The organism is Streptomyces huasconensis (assembly GCF_021028635.1).
GTDB classification, from domain to species: Bacteria; Actinomycetota; Actinomycetes; order Streptomycetales; family Streptomycetaceae; genus Streptomyces; species Streptomyces huasconensis.
Map to the genome: position 1 here is coordinate 5,057,779 of NZ_CP086119.1, position 15,669 is coordinate 5,073,447.

A 15,669-nucleotide genomic window follows, 5' to 3' on the forward strand; every position below is an offset into this window, starting at 1 on the left:
AGTGAGCTGCGGCACACCTGCCGTAAAGTTGGCGCCGGTCGATACCTGACCGCGGCAGATCGGAAGGGCAGCAGGCGTGACCGTCGACGACACGGGCTCCGGCGCGGGTGCACAGCGCGGCCCCGACGGCGGACCCGCCCACCCCGCAGGCCCGGCCGGACCCGACGCCTCAGCGATCCCCGACGTGGACGACGAGAAGGGGGACGGCGAGTCCGCGAAGAACCCCCTCGCCCTCCAGCTCGAACAGCTCATCCTCGGCGCCGACCGCCGCTACACCCCCTTCCAGGCGGCGCGCAGCGCAGGCGTCTCGATGGAGCTGGCCTCCCGCTTCTGGCGTGCCATGGGCTTCCCCGACATCGGCCAGGCCAAGGCCCTGACCGAGGCCGACGTCCTCGCGCTGCGGCGCCTGGCCGGCCTGGTCGAGGCCGGACTGCTCAGCGAGGCCATGGCGGTCCAGGTGGCCCGCTCCACCGGGCAGACCACCGCACGGCTCGCCGAGTGGCAGATCGACTCGTTCCTGGAGGGGCTGACCGAACCGCCCGAGCCGGGCATGACCCGTACCGAGGTCACGTACCCGCTCATCGAGCTGCTCCTGCCCGAGCTGGAGGAGTTCCTCGTCTACGTCTGGCGCCGCCAGCTCGCCGCCGCCACGGGCCGCGTCGTACAGGCCGCCGACGACGAGGAGATGGTCGACCGCAGGCTGGCCGTCGGCTTCGCCGACCTCGTCGGCTTCACGCGGCTGACCCGCCGCATGGAGGAGGAGGAGCTCGGCGAGCTGGTCGAGGCCTTCGAGACCACCGCCGCGGACCTGGTGGCCGCGCACGGCGGGCGGCTCATCAAGACCCTCGGCGACGAGGTCCTGTACGCCGCCGACGACGCGGGCGTCGCCGCCGAGATCGCGTTGCGGCTCATCGAGACCATGGCCAACGACGAGACCATGCCGGAGCTGCGCGTCGGCATCGCGTTCGGGACGGTGACGACCCGCATGGGTGACGTCTTCGGCACCACCGTGAACCTCGCGAGCCGCCTCACCTCGATAGCGCCCCGGGACGCGGTGCTCGTGGACGGCGCCTTCGCGGAGGAGCTGACGCGGACCGGGGACGCCCCCGCCTCCGAGGCACAGGCGGCGGAGGCGGCGGCCGCCGCGGAGAAGGAGGGCGAGGAGCCGCCCTCGTACCGCTTCGCGCTCCAGCCGATGTGGCAGCGGCCCGTGCGCGGCCTCGGCATCGTCGAGCCGTGGCTGCTGGCCCGCCGTACGTGAGCCCGCCGTCTCCCGAAGACCCGGGCCCTTTTCCGAAGACCCGGGCCCCTTCCCGGTGCCGGGCCCGGCTGACATGATCGCCGGGTAACGGTCGTTAACCGGCAGGAGGTATCGGTCATGGGTGACGAGCAGCGGTACGGGGAGTACGTGGTGGTCAGGCGGCACGGCCATGTCGCCGAACTCGTCCTGGACCGCCCGAAGGCGATGAACGCGGTCTCCTCGGAGATGGCCCGCTCCGTCGCCGCCGCCTGCGCCGCCCTGTCCGAGGACCGTGCCGCCCGCGTCGTCGTGGTGACCTCCACCCACGACCGCGCCTTCTGCGTCGGCGCCGACCTGAAGGAGCGCAACTCCCTCAGCGACGCCGAGCTGCTGCGCCAGCGCCCCACCTCACGGGCCTGCTACACGGGCGTACTGGAGCTGCCCATGCCGACGATCGCGGCCGTGCGCGGGTTCGCCCTGGGCGGCGGCTTCGAACTGGCGCTCTCCTGTGACGTCATCGTCGCCGACCCGACCGCGGTCGTCGGGCTCCCCGAGGTCTCCGTCGGCGTCATCCCCGGCGGCGGCGGCACGCAGCTCCTGCCGCGCCGCGTCGGCGCCGCCCGCGCCGCCGAGCTGATCTTTTCGGCGCGGCGCGTGGAGGCGGCCGAGGCGCGGGAGTTGGGCCTGGTCGACCTGCTGGTGGGGGAGGGGGAAGCCCGTACGGAGGCGCTCGCGCTCGGCGCCCGCATGGCCGCCAACTCGCCCGTCGGCCTGCGCGCCGCCAAGCGCGCCCTGCGCCTCGGGCACGGCCTCGACCTGCGGGCGGGCCTGGAGGTGGAGGACGCGGCGTGGCGCGCGGTGGCTTTCTCGGGCGACCGCGCGGAGGGTGTCGCGGCGTTCAACGAGAAGCGGCAGCCGGAGTGGCCCGGCGAGTAGCCGATCCTGCCTGGACCTGCCTGGCCCCCGCCTGATTCCGCCGGGCCCCGCCAGGCCTTGTCCCTGCCAGGCGCCCTGCCCCTTATGCCCCCGAAGTTCCAAATTGCCGTAAACCTCTTAGCCTGGAGGGATGGGTGAGGACGTCCGGCTGCGGGCCGTGGTGGAGTTGGCGCAGGCCATGGCCGCCGCGCAGACCCCGCGTGAGTCCTGGCAGGCGGCGGCCCTCGGCGCCTGCCGCGCGCTGAGCGGCAGCTTCGCGGCGCTGTCGGTGTGGGAGCGCGACCTGGGCCGGCTACGGGTCCTCGTGAACGCGGGCGAACGCGCCGAGGACGAGGAGGAGTTCCCGGAACGGGAGGCGTACCCCGTCCACCAGTTCCCGGAGATCACCGAGTTCCTGCACGAACGCTGGGCCGGCGGCGGCGAGCCGAACGCCTGGGTCGAGACGGCCGAGGGGCCCAGCGGCGGCCACTTCGCCGGCTACTGCCACCAGCGCGTCTCGGCGTTGCGCCGGCGCGGCCGCGGCTGCTGCGTGGTCGCGCCGATCGTGCTGCACGGCCGCGCGTGGGGTGAGCTGTACGTGGCCCGGCCGGTGGGCGCGCCCGTCTTCGGCCGCTCCGACGCCGACTTCGCGACCGTCCTCGCCGCGGTGGCCGCCGCCGGGATCGCGCAGACCGAGCGGCTCGAGGAGGTGCGCCGCCTGGCCTTCACGGACGCGCTGACCGGGCTCGCCAACCGCCGCGCGGTGGATCTGCGGCTCGACGAGGCGGTGGAGCGCCACCGCGTGGACGGCGCCGTGGTGAGCCTGGCCGTCTGTGACGTCAACGGACTCAAGCGGGTCAACGACACCCGGGGCCATGCGACCGGCGACCGGCTCCTGGAGCGCTTCGGCTCCATCCTCTCGCTCTGCGGCGCGATGCTGCCGGGGACGCTGGCCGCGCGGCTCGGCGGCGACGAGTTCTGCCTCCTGTCGGTCGGGCCGAGCGCCGACGAGGTGGTGCGCGTCGCCGACGAACTCTGCGTACGGGCCTCCGAGTTGGAGCTGGGGGACGGGGTCGCCTGCGGAGTCGCGTCCACCGGGGACCCGATCGGTCCGGTGCGCTCGGCCCGGCGTCTGTTCCGCCTCGCCGACGCGGCGCAGTACCGCGCGAAGGCGGCGCGCGCGGCGAAGCCGGTGGTGGCCGGGCGTGAGGGCGGTGCGGGCGGCGAAGGCGGCGACGACCCGGTGGTGCGGCTCGCCGACTCGCCTCCGCGGGTGGCCGAGCCGGGGGAGCGCCGCAGGTTCCGGGGCCGGGGCGGCCCGCCCGCCGGGTGACGGACCCCGGAGGGTCCGGGCAGCGTGGGGTAAGTGGCGCGGGCGAACTCCACCCGTGACATACCCACCCGTGACACCCGGCGATTCAATCCGTACGCTGCTGAATATGGATATGCACAGCGTGGGCACCGTGGCCCTTGGGACGTCCGGGACGACCGCGGCGGACGTCATCGCCGTCGCGCGCGGAAACGCGCGGATCGAACTGACCGACGAGGCGCGGGCCGCCCTGGCCGCCGCCCGCGAGATCGTCGACGCCCTCGCGGCCAAGCCCGACCCCGTCTACGGCGTCTCGACCGGCTTCGGCGCCCTGGCCAGCCGCCACATCGGCCCCGACCTCCGCGCCCAGCTCCAGCGCAACATCGTCCGCTCGCACGCGGCGGGCATGGGCCCGCGGGTGGAGCGCGAGGTCGTCCGCGCGCTGATGTTCCTGCGCCTGAAGACGGTCTGCTCGGGCCACACCGGCGTACGCCCCGAGGTCGCGCAGACCATGGCGGACGTCCTGAACGCGGGGATCACGCCGGTCGTCCACGAGTACGGCTCGCTGGGCTGCTCCGGCGACCTCGCCCCGCTCAGCCACTGCGCGCTGACGCTGATGGGCGAGGGCGACGCCGAAGGCCCCGACGGTGAACTGAAGCCCGCGGGCGAACTGCTCGCCGCGCACGGCATCACCCCCGTCGAGCTGCGCGAGAAGGAGGGCCTGGCGCTCCTCAACGGCACCGACGGCATGCTCGGCATGCTGGTCATGGCCCTCGCCGACCTGGAGACCCTCTACAAGTCGGCCGACGTCACCGCCGCCCTCACCCTCGAAGCGCTGCTCGGCACGGACAAGGTCCTCGCCCCCGAGCTGCACGCCATCCGTCCGCACCCGGGTCAGGCGGCCTCCGCCGCCAACATGCTGGCGGTGCTCGCCGGTTCGGGCCTCACCGGCCACCACCAGGACGACGCGCCGCGCGTGCAGGACGCCTACTCGGTGCGCTGTGCCCCGCAGGTCGCGGGCGCCGGCCGCGACACCATGGCGCACGCCCGCACGGTCGCCGAGCGCGAGCTGGCGGCCGCCGTCGACAATCCGGTCGTGCTCCCCGACGGGCGCGTCGAGTCCAACGGCAACTTCCACGGCGCCCCGGTCGCCTACGTCCTGGACTTCCTCGCCATCGCCGCCGCCGACCTCGCCTCGATCACCGAGCGCCGCACCGACCGGCTCCTGGACAAGAACCGCTCGCACGGCCTGCCGCCGTTCCTCGCGGACGACGCGGGCGTCGACTCCGGCCTGATGATCGCCCAGTACACCCAGGCCGCCCTGGTCAGCGAGATGAAGCGGCTCGCGGTCCCCGCCTCGGCCGACTCCATCCCGTCCTCCGCCATGCAGGAGGACCACGTCTCCATGGGCTGGTCGGCGGCGCGCAAACTGCGTACCGCAGTCGACAACCTGACCCGCGTCGTGGCCATCGAGCTGTACGCCGCCACCCGCGCCGTCGAGCTGCGCGAGGGCCTCACCCCGGCCCCCGCCACCCGGGCGGTCATCGAGGCGATCCGCGAGGCGGGCGTCGAGGGCCCGGGCCCGGACCGCTTCCTCGCCCCCGACCTGGCGGCGGCGGACACGTTCGTCCGCTCGGGCGCGCTGCTGGCGGCGGTGGAGCCGGTGACGGGGGCGCTGGCCTAGGCCGCGTCGCCGCCGAAGGCCGAACGCCTGGCCGACGGGCCGGGCGCGGCGATCGCCGGTGGGCTCGCGCTGCTTCCGCACCGGACAGCGCGCGCCCGGTCATCATCAGTTCCTTGGCGCGGGCCGGGCCGATGAGCCGCGAAGCCGCTGTGTTCCTCCGGCGCCGGGCATGATGCCGAGCAGCTCCTCGGGGAGCCCCATCCGTGCGCCTCTGCCGCAGATGCGGTAGTCCGCGCAGAGCGCCGGGCCGTTGACAGCGGCGATCACCGGTTTGGGGATGTCGGCCACCGCGTTGAAGGCCGCTTGGAGCAGCGGGGCGTGGTGCTCCATCTCGGCATGGGACATGGCAGCCATCTCGCGGATGTCCGCCCCGGCGGAGAAGGCGTGGCTGCCACCGTGGAGAACGACGGTGCGTACCGCCGGTTCCAGGGCAGCCGCCGTGGCGGCCTCGTGCCGCTGGCGCTGGGTGCCGCGGTCCAGGATGTTGAGCGGAGGGCGGCTGTCCGGCAGCGGTCACCACATCCCGCGCTGCTGTGGAATCCGGTGCCGCCGGCCACTCCGGACCTGGAGGAGCCCTCAGGTCCCGCGAGAGCCGCCAAGGGGTCGACGCGGTCGTCCATGCGTGTCCCGCGTCGGTGCCGCTCCGGACCGGTGCGGGGCCGTTGCACCTCAGGGGTACGGCGGCTGTGGCCGCGGCGGCGAGGGACCAAGTCCGCCGTGAGCACCTCCACGGGGTCCCGGCCCGCACCCCGGCATCCACGAGAACGAGCCTGTGCCCTGCCCGGCGTCCCCCGCGAGCGCGACACGGTCGGCCGGGGAGGAGGCCGTGCTCGCTCGCGGGGGACTGTTGTTGCGGCCGCACTTCGTACACGGCACCGGCGACCGCTGGTTCGGCCCGGCACTCGCTCCCGCTGCTCCCGCGTGCGGGCACGGAGAGTGGAGGGCAGAGGGGCGCGTCTGTCCGCCGGTGACGTCGAGGCGCTCGCCCGACCGTTCCCTGGGCTCGCCCTGTTCGCCCGGCCGTGTGCGCGACCTGATCGGTGCCGTCGCAGAGGGATGGGGCAGGCGCAGCCGAGCGGAGAGGTGTCTCGGCGGTGAGCCACCGACGTGTTCCTCCCGCCTCGGCCGTCTGAGCGGCGGGCGTCGGTCCTCGCCGATGATCACTCGCACAGGAGTGCTCGTGTGGCAGGGGGCATCTGTGCCGCCGAGGGCCTGCGATCGGGGAGGCGTTCACGCGGCTGCCGCCTGTTACCGCTGCACTCGCCCCGCGCCGCGAGCCCGAAGAGTTCGGTAGTCCTGCGGCTGGCGCGAGCCCGGAGAGTTCGGTGGCCTGCGGCCCGCGCGAGCCCGGTGGCCGCGCGTGACCGCCGCCAGGTGTGGCCGGTCAGGTGGCTTGCGCGGTCTCGGTCTTACGGGGCCGGGTGCGCAGGGCCAGCACGGTTCCGGCAAGGGCCACCAGGACGACCCCGGCCCCGATCCAGGCGAGTACGGTGACATCCGTGCCGGCGTCCAGGAACCGGGAGCCGGACCAGGAGCCGAGGGCGTTGCCGAGGTTGAACGCCGAGGTGTTGGCGGCCAGGGCCAGCGCGGAACCGCCCCCTGCCGCTCCGAGCACCCAGGCTTGCAGGGGCGGGACGAGCGCGCCCGAGGCGAGACCGATCAGGAAGACGGCCGCCGGCACGATCATTTTCGATTCTGCGGTGAATCCGAGAAGTGTGAGCGCGCCGGCGAGTACCAGCAGCATGGTGGACAGTGTGCCGCGCAGGGAGCGGTCCGCGAGTTTCCCGGCGAGCGCGTTGCCGATGAAGCCGCCGGCTCCGAAGACGAACAGGAGCACGGTCGCCGCCGTCGGCCCGAAACCGGTCACGTGCTGGAGCAGCGGTGAGATGTAGCTGTACAGCAGGAACCAGCCGCCTTGGGCGACGGCGGTGACGGCGAGGGCGCACAGCACCTGTGGCCGCCGCAGAACGCCCAGCTCGTCGCGCATGGACTCGCTCTCGCCACGCCCCAGGTTCCTGGGGATCAGGCGGGCGAGCGCGACGAAGCCCAGCACGGCCGCGCCGGCCACGGACCAGAACGTGGCACGCCAGCCCCACTGTTCACCGATCGCGGTGCCGATCGGGCCGCCCAGCACGGTCGCCAGTCCGAGTCCGCCCGCCACCCAGGCGATGGCTGAGGCCTGGCGCCCGGGAGGGGAGAGACGTACGGCGATCAGGATGCACACGGCCGCGAAGGTGCTGTGCGTCAGGGCGCCCAGAGTGCGCGCGGCCATGAGGGTGCCGAAGGTGGGGGCCAGTGCCCCCAGCACGTTCGCGACGACGAAGACGAGCAGCAGGGCCAGGGCCAGGTGCTTGGGCGCGACACGGGCCGTCAGCACCGTCACCACCGGGCCTCCTACGGCCACCGCCAGGGCGTAGGCGCTGAGCAGCTGCCCGGTGGACGCCACCGAGACATGTAGGTCGCTGGAGACATTGAGCAAGAGACCGATCAGAGCGAACTCGGCCGAGCACAGGGCGAACACCGACAGCGACAGCGCCGCCAGGGCTGCCACGGGAAATGTTGCCGGGGCATCGGGTAACCCGCCGGACGGGGGCATCTCGGTATCGGTCGACAGAGATGAGGCAGGCACAGCTGTTCCTCCTTGCCCGTGTCGCGGACGGTCCGCACGCGGGATGTCGGGCTCCGTGAATCAGTAAGTCGAAACGCCATGTGTCGTATCGACCTATGCCGGAATCTAGCACTATGCTGTCTGTCCATGTCAAGCATGTTGGACCTCGCTGTCCTGGGATTCCTCTACGAAGAGCCACTGCACGGTTACGAACTGCGCGTGCGCATCGCCCGGTTGACCGGGCATGTCAAAACCATCAGCCACGGCACGCTCTACCCGGCGATCAAGCGCATGGAGGTCGCCGGGGTGCTGACCCGGGAGTCGCAGCCCGGGGCCGCCGCCGCCCCACGGCACATGCTCAGCCTCACCGACGAGGGCAGGGCCGCCTTCCTGGACCACCTGCGCAAGCCCGCGGAGCCGTTCATCACCGACGAGAACCGCTGGTTCACGCTGCTGACCTTCCTCCGGCACCTGCCCGACCCGGCCGCCCAGGCGGACGTGCTGCGACGCCGTCTCGACTTCCTGCGCGAACCCAGCAGCTTCTTCTACGAAGGAGACCGCCCCCTGAGCGCGAACGACGTCGACGACCCCTTCCGCCGCGGGGTCCTGCGCATCGCCCGCGCCACCTCCCAGGAGGAACTGGCCTGGCTGGAGGAAACGCTCGGCCAACTCCCTCCCCGTACCTGAGCCGACCCCGACAGGAGGACAGAGAGCATGCGGCCCATGAGCGAGACCGAATGGCGCACCTTCACCCTGACCGGCACCCGCACCGGCAAACTGGCCACCACGCGCGCGAACGGGCGGCCACACGTGACACCGGTGTGGTTCCTCCTCGACGAAACCGGTGAGCCCCACCCCAGGATCGTGTTCACCACCTGGCACCAGTCACTCAAGTACAAGGCGCTGCGGCGGAACCCCCAGTTCTCCGTGTGCGTAGACGACCAGGAACCGCCCTACAGCTACGTCATGCTGGAATGCACCGCCGAGTTCACCGACGACCCGCATGAACTGCGCAGGTGGGCGAGGCGGATCGGCAGGCGTTACATGGGAGTCGAGCAGGCCGATGCCTATGGCGCGCGCAACTCCGTGGACGGCGAGTACCTGGTGCGCGCCGTCGTGGACCGGGTCATCGCTTCCCGAGCCATCGCCGAGTGACAGCACCCCGCGGCGAGCCGGCGGGAAGTACGCGGCGGTGGAGCCGGTGACAGGGCCGCCGGCCTAGGCCGCGTCCGTACGGCCCTGGCCCAGAGCCTGCCGGACGCGGGCCGTCAGCGTGGACCAAGGGCGTGCCTCGACCACCGGCAGCCCGTGCGAGGCCGCCTGCCCGGCGAGCCGGCGGGAGTACGCGGCGCTGATCCCCGCGCGCTCCGTCTGATCCCCCTCGTCCGGCTCCCGGCAGGCGTAGTTGGCGGCGATCTGCCCGGGATCGCCCTCGTGCAGGAAGACGGCCCGCACCACGCGGCCCGCCGCGGCGCCCTCGTGTACGGCGATCGCCGCGGCGGCCGGGGTGAGGTAGTCGCCTTCGACGACGGCGGGCACGTCGACGGTCAGGCGGTTGCGCACGACGCCGAGGAGCGCGGGGTCCAGGGCCCGCGCCGTGGCGATCTGGAGCTCCAGGACCCGCGCGGGGGCGAGCCGCGAGACATCGCCGTCGAAGTGGTGGAGCCCCGGATGACCCCGCGCCGTGGTGACCGCCCGGACCGCCGCGACGACGTCGTCGAACCCGACGACGAACGCCTTCGCCTCCTCGGCCAGTTGAGCGGCGGCCCGGCTCTTGCCGACCCCGGACGCGCCGCCGACCAGCAGGACGTCCCAGGGCGCCGTACGCGCGCGGGCCCCGCTCAGAAGGCCGCGCCGCGCGCCTGGCCCGTGCGCTCTCTGCGTACGGAGTAGGCGACGAAGCCCGCTCCGAGACCGAGGAACGCCGTGCCGCCGACGACATAGGGGGTCGTGTCGAAGCTGCCGGTGTCGGCGAGGCGGCCGGAGGACGCGGTCGTCTCATGGTGGGGGGCCGAGGCCGAGGTCGTGGGCCGGTCGTCCCGGAGGGTGTCGTGCGAACCGGTGGAGGTCGCGTTCGCGGAGGGGACGAACCACAGGGCCCCGAGGAGGGCTCCGGCGGCGGTGGCGGTCAGCATGGAACGACGTGCGGACACGGAATCGGATACCCCTTGTGGCGCTGGCGAATTGGCCGTGTGGGGCGATGGTAGTGAAAGGCGCGGGTCGCGGGAAAGTCGCGGGGGGAGCGGGCCTTACGCTCCCTCGTATGACTGGAGACGAGACATCACGGTTTGTGCGACTGCGGGTTGAAATGGTGGTGGAGGTCGAGGACGCCGAACAGCTGACCGGCGCCGCGCTGGCCCGCGTCGCGGAGGACGAGCGGATGCCCGCCGGGGAGCGCGCGCACGCCGAGGCCGCCGTCAAGGAGGACGGCGCGGAGGCACTCGCCTATTTGGTGGACCCGTTTGACCTGGTCAGCGAGGTGCCCGGGATCGACCTCACCCAGGCCTCGTGGAGCAGCGAGGTGATCGACTACGACCCCGACGCGCCGGACTGGGACCCGGACGAGGATGATGACGACGACGGCGAGAGCGACGGGGACGACGAGCACGACGCGGAGTACGGCCACGAGGCGATGTACGGCCGCGACGACAGGCTCGCGTAGCCGGCGGCGCGACCGGGGTTCGTGACTCGGGCCCACGGCTCGGGTCCGCGAGTTGGGTTCGTGACTCGGGTCCGCGGCTCGGGCTCGTGACGAGAGTTCGCGACTCGGATTCATGATCCGGATTAGGGAATCCGGAATCGGGGACCCCGGACAGCAACCGCTGTCCGGGGTCCCGTCGTCTCCTCTCCGCGCGGTGATCGGTTTTCCCCGCGGCGGTCCCATGCCGCACAGTGGTGGCGGCGACCGGCGCCAGCACCGCGGACGTGGTGTTCCCCACACTCCGCGTGGCACTGGAACGGGACGAACCGGGCAGGACGTTATGCGGGATGACGAGGGACGATCGGCGCCGGTCAGGCTGGTTCGGGGATTCGGCAACTATGGAGATGCGTGTGATGACGGACAGTAGGCGTCGCAAGCCGGGACGTGGACGCAAGGGCCTGGCGGCCGTGTCCGCGCTCGTCGGCGGCGTGCTCGTGCTCTCGGCGTGCAATGGCGACGACGGCGACAAGGCCTCCGGTGGCAAGGAGTCGCAGCACCAGGTCGACGAGGCGGCGGCGAAGAAGACCTCCGTCGCGCAGATCGCGATCGCCCCGGAGAACGGCTCCGACAACGCCAGCATCAACAGCGCGGCGAAGGTCACGGTCAAGGACGGCACGCTCACCGCCGTGACGATGAAGACGGCGGACGGGCAGGCCGTGGCCGGGCAGATATCGCCCGACAAGAAGAGCTGGAAGCCCGGCACCCAGCTCGAACGCGCCACGAAGTACAAGATCTCGGCCACCGCCGAGGACTCCGAGGGCCGCAAGGCCCACGAGAACTCGACGTTCACGACCGTCTCGAAGGCCAACAGCTTCATCGGGAACTTCACGCCCGAGAACGGCTCCACGGTCGGCGTCGGCATGCCCGTGTCGATCAACTTCGACAAGGGCATCACGAACAAGAAGGACGTCCAGTCCGCGATCAAGGTGTCGTCCACCAGCGGCCAGGAAGTCGTTGGCCACTGGTTCGGCAACAACCGTCTGGACTTCCGCCCCGAGGAGTACTGGAAGGGCAACTCCACGGTCACGCTGAAGATGAACCTCGACGGCGTCGAGGGTGCCGACGGGGTCTACGGCGTCCAGCAGAAGACCGTCCAGTTCAAGATCGGCCGTAACCAGGTCTCCATCGTCGACGCCAAGACCAAGACGATGAAGGTCACGCGCGACGGCAAGGTCATCAAGACCATCCCGATCTCCGCGGGCTCGCCCGAGAACAAGACGTACAACGGCAAGATGGTGATCTCCGAGATGTTCAAGGAGACCCGCATGGACGGCGCGACCGTCGGCTTCAAGGACAACGACGGCAAGGGCGAGTACGACATCAAGGACGTGCCGCACGCCATGCGGCTGTCCTCCTCGGGCACCTTCATCCACGGCAACTACTGGGGCTCGCCGTCGATCTTCGGCAACGCCAACACCAGCCACGGCTGCATCGGCCTGGAGGACGCCAAGGGCGCGGGCGACAAGAGCAAGCCCGGTGCCTGGTTCTTCGACAACACCATCACCGGTGACGTCGTCGACGTCCGCAACACCGGCGACAAGGTCATCGCCCCGGACAACGGCCTCAACGGCTGGAACATGGACTGGGCGCAGTGGAAGGCCGGCTCCGCCGTCTGATCCACCCCGCACAGCCGTACGACACAGCGGTGGCCCGCACCCGGCGAGGGTGCGGGCCACCGCCATGTCCGGGCGAAAACCCACCAGCACCAACTACCCGTTTTCTCCCCACTATTGAGCAGATGTTCGACTCTCGGCATACTTCGGGGTCCGAGGGGCGGCAGCCCCTTCAACTCCAGGGGGAGACTTGCACAGACAAGTGAAGAGAGCGGGCGGGGCCACCGTCGCCGTGGCCGTCGCCGTGGCGCTCGCGGCGGGCATGACCGGCCCGGCAGCCGCGGACCCGGCGGCGCGGCCGGCCGGCGCGCACGAGGTGACGGGCAGGACCGCCGGCGCCGGCCACGTCACGCTGATCACCGGCGACCGGGCCGTCCTCGACGCCAAGGGCCGCGTGATCAGGCTCGACCGGGCCAAGGGGCGGGAGCACATCCCGGTGCAGGTGCGGCGCAAGGGCGGCCACACGCTGCTGATACCCGCCGACGCGGTGCGCCTGATAGCCGACGGCAAGGTGGACCAGCGGCTGTTCGACGTCACCGAGCTGAACAACAAGCGCAACCGCGCGGCCCAGAAGAAGGGCCTGAAGGTCATCGTCGGCTACAAGGGAGCCGCGACCGCCGCCAAGGCGGAGGTCCGCTCGGCCGGTGACACCACCGTCCGCAGGACCCTGAAGTCGCTGAACGCCGACGCGGTCACCACACCCAAGCGCGACGCCGCCGACCTGTGGGCCGCGCTCACCAGCGGCAAGGGCGACGCCCGCACCGCGGCGTCCGGCATCGGCCACGTGTGGCTGGACGGCGTCCGCAAGGCGAGCCTCGACAAGAGCGTCAAGCAGATCGGCGCCGACAAGGCGTGGGCCGCCGGGTACGACGGCAAGGGCGTGAAGATCGCCGTCCTGGACACCGGTGTCGCCGCCGGCCACGCGGACCTCAAGGGCCAGGTCGTCGCCGAGAAGAACTTCACGCCCGGCACACCCGCCGAGGACGCCGCGGACCGCTACGGCCACGGCACGCACGTCGCCTCCACGGTGGCCGGTACGGGAGCCACGTCGGGCGGCAAGTTCAAGGGCGTCGCACCCGGCGCCAAGCTCCTGAACGGCAAGGTCCTCGACGACACCGGCTACGGCGAGGACTCCGGCATCATCGCCGCCATGGACTGGGCGGCCGGCCAGGGCGCCGACATCGTCAACCTCAGCCTCGGCGGCGGCGACACCCCCGGTGTCGACCCCCTTGAGGCGCAGGTGGACAAGCTCTCCGCGGAGAAGGGCATCCTCTTCGCCATCTCGGCGGGCAACGACGGCGAGCCCGGCTCCGTCGGCTCCCCGGGCAGCGCGGACTCCGCGCTCACCGTCGGCGCGGTCGACGACAACGACAAGCTGGCGGACTTCTCCAGCCAGGGGCCGAGGATCGGCGACGGCGCGATCAAGCCCGACGTGACGGCGCCCGGCGTCGACATCACGGCGGCCTCCGCGCCGAACAGTGTCCTCGCCCAGCAGGTCGGCGAGAGCCCCGCGGGCTACCTGACGATCTCCGGTACGTCGATGGCCGCCCCGCACGTCGCGGGCGCCGCCGCGCTGCTGAAGCAGCAGCACCCCGACTGGAAGTACTCCGAGCTGAAGGGCGCCCTGACGGCGTCCACGAAGGGCGGCGCCTACACGCCGTTCCAGCAGGGCTCGGGCCGTATCGCCGTCGACAGGGCCATCAAGCAGACGGTCTTCGCCGAGCCGGTCTCGGTGAACTTCGGCACGCAGCAGTGGCCGCACACCGACGACAAGCCGGTCACCAAGAAGGTGACGTACCGCAACACCGGCAAGACCGATGTCACCCTCGACGTGACGGTCAGCGGCACCGACCCGAAGGGCCGCCCGGCCCCGGCCGGGTTCTTCGCCCTCGGCGCGCAGAAGGTGACCGTCCCCGCGGGCGGCACCGCCTCCGTCGACCTGACCGCCGACTCCCAGCGGGGCGCGGCCGTGGACGGCGCGTACTCCGCGTACGTGGTGGCGACCGGCGGCGGGCAGACCGTGCGGACGGCGGCCGCCGTGGTGAACGAGGTCGAGTCGTACGACGTGACGCTGAAGTTCATCGGACGGGACGGCGCCCCGGCGACGTACTACGACGGTGACCTGGAAGGCATCAGCGGCCTCGCCGCCCAGCAGTCCTTCAACCCGTACGACGAGTCCGGCACCGTCACGGTCCGGGTGCCCAAGGGCGGCTACCTCCTGAACGCCGGGATCTACGTCGACCCGAAGGACTTCACCAAGGGCGCCGACTGGATCGCGCAGCCGAAGCTGAACGTCACCAAGGACACCACGGTGACGCTGGACGCGCGGACGACGAAGCCGGTGGACATCACGGTGCCGGAAACCGGCCTCAAGGCGGGCTACGCGGCTCCGGACTACACGGTCGACACCCCGCAGATGAGCTTCACCTTCGGCTGGCAGCTCGATTCGTACGCCAACTTCCGTACGAAGCACCAGGGCGCGCAGGTCACCGACGGCTCGCTGTTCCAGCAGTGGGGCGGGCACTGGACCAAGGGTGACGACACCGAGTACGACATCGTCACCGGTGGCAAGGTCAAGGAGGTCGCGACCGGGTACACCAAGCACTTCAAGGCGGCCGAGCTGGCCAAGGTGAAGGTGAACGTCGGCGCGTCGTCCTCGGGCAAGAAGGGCGTCCTGAGCGCCATGGGTATCCTCCCGGGCAGCTCCAGCGGCTCCTCGGCCGGCATTCCGCGCCCGCTGCCCACCACCCGGACGCTGTACCTGTCCGCCGTGGACAAGGCGGAGTGGAGCCTCGATCTGGAGCAGCACGGGACCGACACCCAGGGGCGGCCGACCGTCGACGCCGGTTACACGCTCGGCGCCGCGCAGATCTTCAAGGGCGGCCAGAGCTACGAGAAGACCTTCAACACGGCCGTGTTCGGACCGCGTCTCGGAAGCGACTTCGGTGTCCACCGCGAGGGCAACAACATCGTGGGCGACCTGCCGCTGTTCGCCGACGGCAAGGGCCACCTGGGCTCCTCGCTCTACACCTCGGTGAAGACCACGCTGTACCGCAACGGCACCAAGGTCGGCGAGAACGAGGACCCGCTGGCCGGCGGGGCGTCGTTCAAGGTGCCGTCGGGTGATGCCGCGTACGAGCTGAAGACGTCCGTGAAGCGCAGCGTGAAGGTGGCCGCCGCCAGCACCCGCATCGACGCGGGCTTCAAGTTCCGCTCCAAGAGGGCGGAGAGCGCGAAGCTCCCCGTCTCCACGGCGCGGTTCGCCCCGGCGGTCGACCTGCGCAGCAGGGCGGAGGCCGGCAGGACCCAGTCGGTGCCGGTGACGGTCCAGGGGTCGGCGGCCGGCGCGAACCTCAAGTCGCTGTACGTCTACGTCTCGTACGACTACGGCCAGACCTGGAAGCAGGTCAAGGTGGTCAACGGGAAGATCTCGGTGAAGAACCCCGAGAAGGACAAGGGGATCTCCTTCCACGCCAAGATCACGGACAAGAAGGGGAACAAGTCGACGCTGTCGATCCACAACGCGTACTACGGCAAGTGACCTTGCCTCACTAGCGCGTTGACCCCGGCGCGGCGCCGAAGGGACGGCCGATCACGTA

At 71.7% G+C, this 15,669-nt stretch carries 13 protein-coding genes; 9 read left to right on the forward strand and 4 right to left on the reverse strand.

The features are described from left to right. Positions 1–76 precede the first annotated feature (76 nt). From J2N69_RS23195 to hutH, 4 genes are all read left to right on the forward strand, one after another. Positions 77–1,261 (forward strand): adenylate/guanylate cyclase domain-containing protein, encoded by a 1,185-nt coding sequence (locus J2N69_RS23195; protein WP_408056776.1) that lies wholly within the window; start codon positions 77–79, stop codon positions 1,259–1,261. A 117-nt stretch (positions 1,262–1,378) separates the two neighbouring features. Next, a complete protein-coding gene (locus J2N69_RS23200; RefSeq protein ID WP_230902459.1) occupies positions 1,379–2,176 on the forward strand; it encodes an enoyl-CoA hydratase/isomerase family protein in 798 nt (265 codons plus the stop codon). 130 nt (positions 2,177–2,306) lie between these two features. Further along, complete coding sequence (locus tag J2N69_RS23205) at positions 2,307–3,488, forward strand: GGDEF domain-containing protein (RefSeq protein WP_230902460.1); 1,182 nt, start codon at positions 2,307–2,309, stop codon at positions 3,486–3,488. Positions 3,489–3,609: 121 nt separating this feature from the next. Beyond that, positions 3,610–5,148, forward strand: a complete 1,539-nt coding sequence (hutH, locus tag J2N69_RS23210; protein WP_408056909.1) for a histidine ammonia-lyase — start codon at positions 3,610–3,612, stop codon at positions 5,146–5,148. A 105-nt stretch (positions 5,149–5,253) separates the two neighbouring features. On the opposite strand, the gene J2N69_RS23215 is transcribed toward hutH, so the two are convergent. Beyond that, positions 5,254–5,658, reverse strand: a complete 405-nt coding sequence (locus J2N69_RS23215; protein ID WP_330166858.1) for an enoyl-CoA hydratase/isomerase family protein — start codon at positions 5,656–5,658, stop codon at positions 5,254–5,256. A gap of 874 nt (positions 5,659–6,532) precedes the next feature. Then, the gene (locus J2N69_RS23225) at positions 6,533–7,699 is read right to left on the reverse strand and encodes an MFS transporter (RefSeq protein ID WP_230902461.1); all 1,167 of its coding nucleotides are present in this window, start codon (positions 7,697–7,699) and stop codon (positions 6,533–6,535) included. Between the two features lie 213 nt (positions 7,700–7,912). Here J2N69_RS23225 and J2N69_RS23230 point away from each other — a divergent pair, with 213 nt between their 5' ends. Both J2N69_RS23230 and J2N69_RS23235 read left to right on the forward strand, forming a co-directional pair. Beyond that, entirely contained in the window at positions 7,913–8,443 is a 531-nt protein-coding gene (locus J2N69_RS23230; RefSeq protein ID WP_230904836.1) for a PadR family transcriptional regulator, read from the forward strand. Between the two features lie 36 nt (positions 8,444–8,479). Continuing rightward, positions 8,480–8,911, forward strand: coding sequence for a PPOX class F420-dependent oxidoreductase (locus tag J2N69_RS23235; protein WP_230902462.1), 432 nt, complete (start codon positions 8,480–8,482; stop codon positions 8,909–8,911). A 63-nt stretch (positions 8,912–8,974) separates the two neighbouring features. On the opposite strand, the gene J2N69_RS36535 is transcribed toward J2N69_RS23235, so the two are convergent. Both J2N69_RS36535 and J2N69_RS23245 read right to left on the reverse strand, forming a co-directional pair. Then, positions 8,975–9,601, reverse strand: a complete 627-nt coding sequence (locus J2N69_RS36535) for an AAA family ATPase (RefSeq protein WP_330166859.1) — start codon at positions 9,599–9,601, stop codon at positions 8,975–8,977. After that, positions 9,598–9,891, reverse strand: a complete 294-nt coding sequence (locus J2N69_RS23245) for an LPXTG cell wall anchor domain-containing protein (RefSeq protein WP_230904837.1) — start codon at positions 9,889–9,891, stop codon at positions 9,598–9,600. Before J2N69_RS23245 ends, J2N69_RS36535 begins: the two co-directional genes overlap by 4 nt. 128 nt (positions 9,892–10,019) lie before the next feature. Here J2N69_RS23245 and J2N69_RS23250 point away from each other — a divergent pair, with 128 nt between their 5' ends. From J2N69_RS23250 to J2N69_RS23260, 3 genes are all read left to right on the forward strand, one after another. Then, positions 10,020–10,418: a hypothetical protein gene (locus J2N69_RS23250; RefSeq protein ID WP_230902464.1), complete on the forward strand. Its 399-nt coding sequence runs from the start codon at positions 10,020–10,022 to the stop codon at positions 10,416–10,418. Between the two features lie 392 nt (positions 10,419–10,810). After that, positions 10,811–12,073, forward strand: coding sequence for a L,D-transpeptidase (locus tag J2N69_RS23255; protein WP_230902465.1), 1,263 nt, complete (start codon positions 10,811–10,813; stop codon positions 12,071–12,073). 199 nt (positions 12,074–12,272) lie between these two features. Beyond that, complete coding sequence (locus J2N69_RS23260) at positions 12,273–15,611, forward strand: S8 family peptidase (protein ID WP_230902466.1); 3,339 nt, start codon at positions 12,273–12,275, stop codon at positions 15,609–15,611. The last annotated feature ends 58 nt before the right edge of the window (positions 15,612–15,669 follow it).

Excerpts from the sequence above, each read along its gene's own strand:
- J2N69_RS23200 (WP_230902459.1), top strand. The coding sequence starts at position 1,379 with ATGGGTGACGAGCAGCGGTACGGGGAGTACGTGGTGGTCAGGCGGCAC.
- J2N69_RS23205 (WP_230902460.1), top strand. The coding sequence starts at position 2,307 with ATGGGTGAGGACGTCCGGCTGCGGGCCGTGGTGGAGTTGGCGCAGGCC.
- J2N69_RS23230 (WP_230904836.1), top strand. The coding sequence starts at position 7,913 with ATGTTGGACCTCGCTGTCCTGGGATTCCTCTACGAAGAGCCACTGCAC.
- J2N69_RS23235 (WP_230902462.1), top strand. The coding sequence starts at position 8,480 with ATGAGCGAGACCGAATGGCGCACCTTCACCCTGACCGGCACCCGCACC.
- J2N69_RS23245 (WP_230904837.1), bottom strand. The coding sequence starts at position 9,891 with ATGCTGACCGCCACCGCCGCCGGAGCCCTCCTCGGGGCCCTGTGGTTC.
- J2N69_RS23250 (WP_230902464.1), top strand. The coding sequence starts at position 10,020 with ATGACTGGAGACGAGACATCACGGTTTGTGCGACTGCGGGTTGAAATG.
- J2N69_RS23255 (WP_230902465.1), top strand. The coding sequence starts at position 10,811 with ATGACGGACAGTAGGCGTCGCAAGCCGGGACGTGGACGCAAGGGCCTG.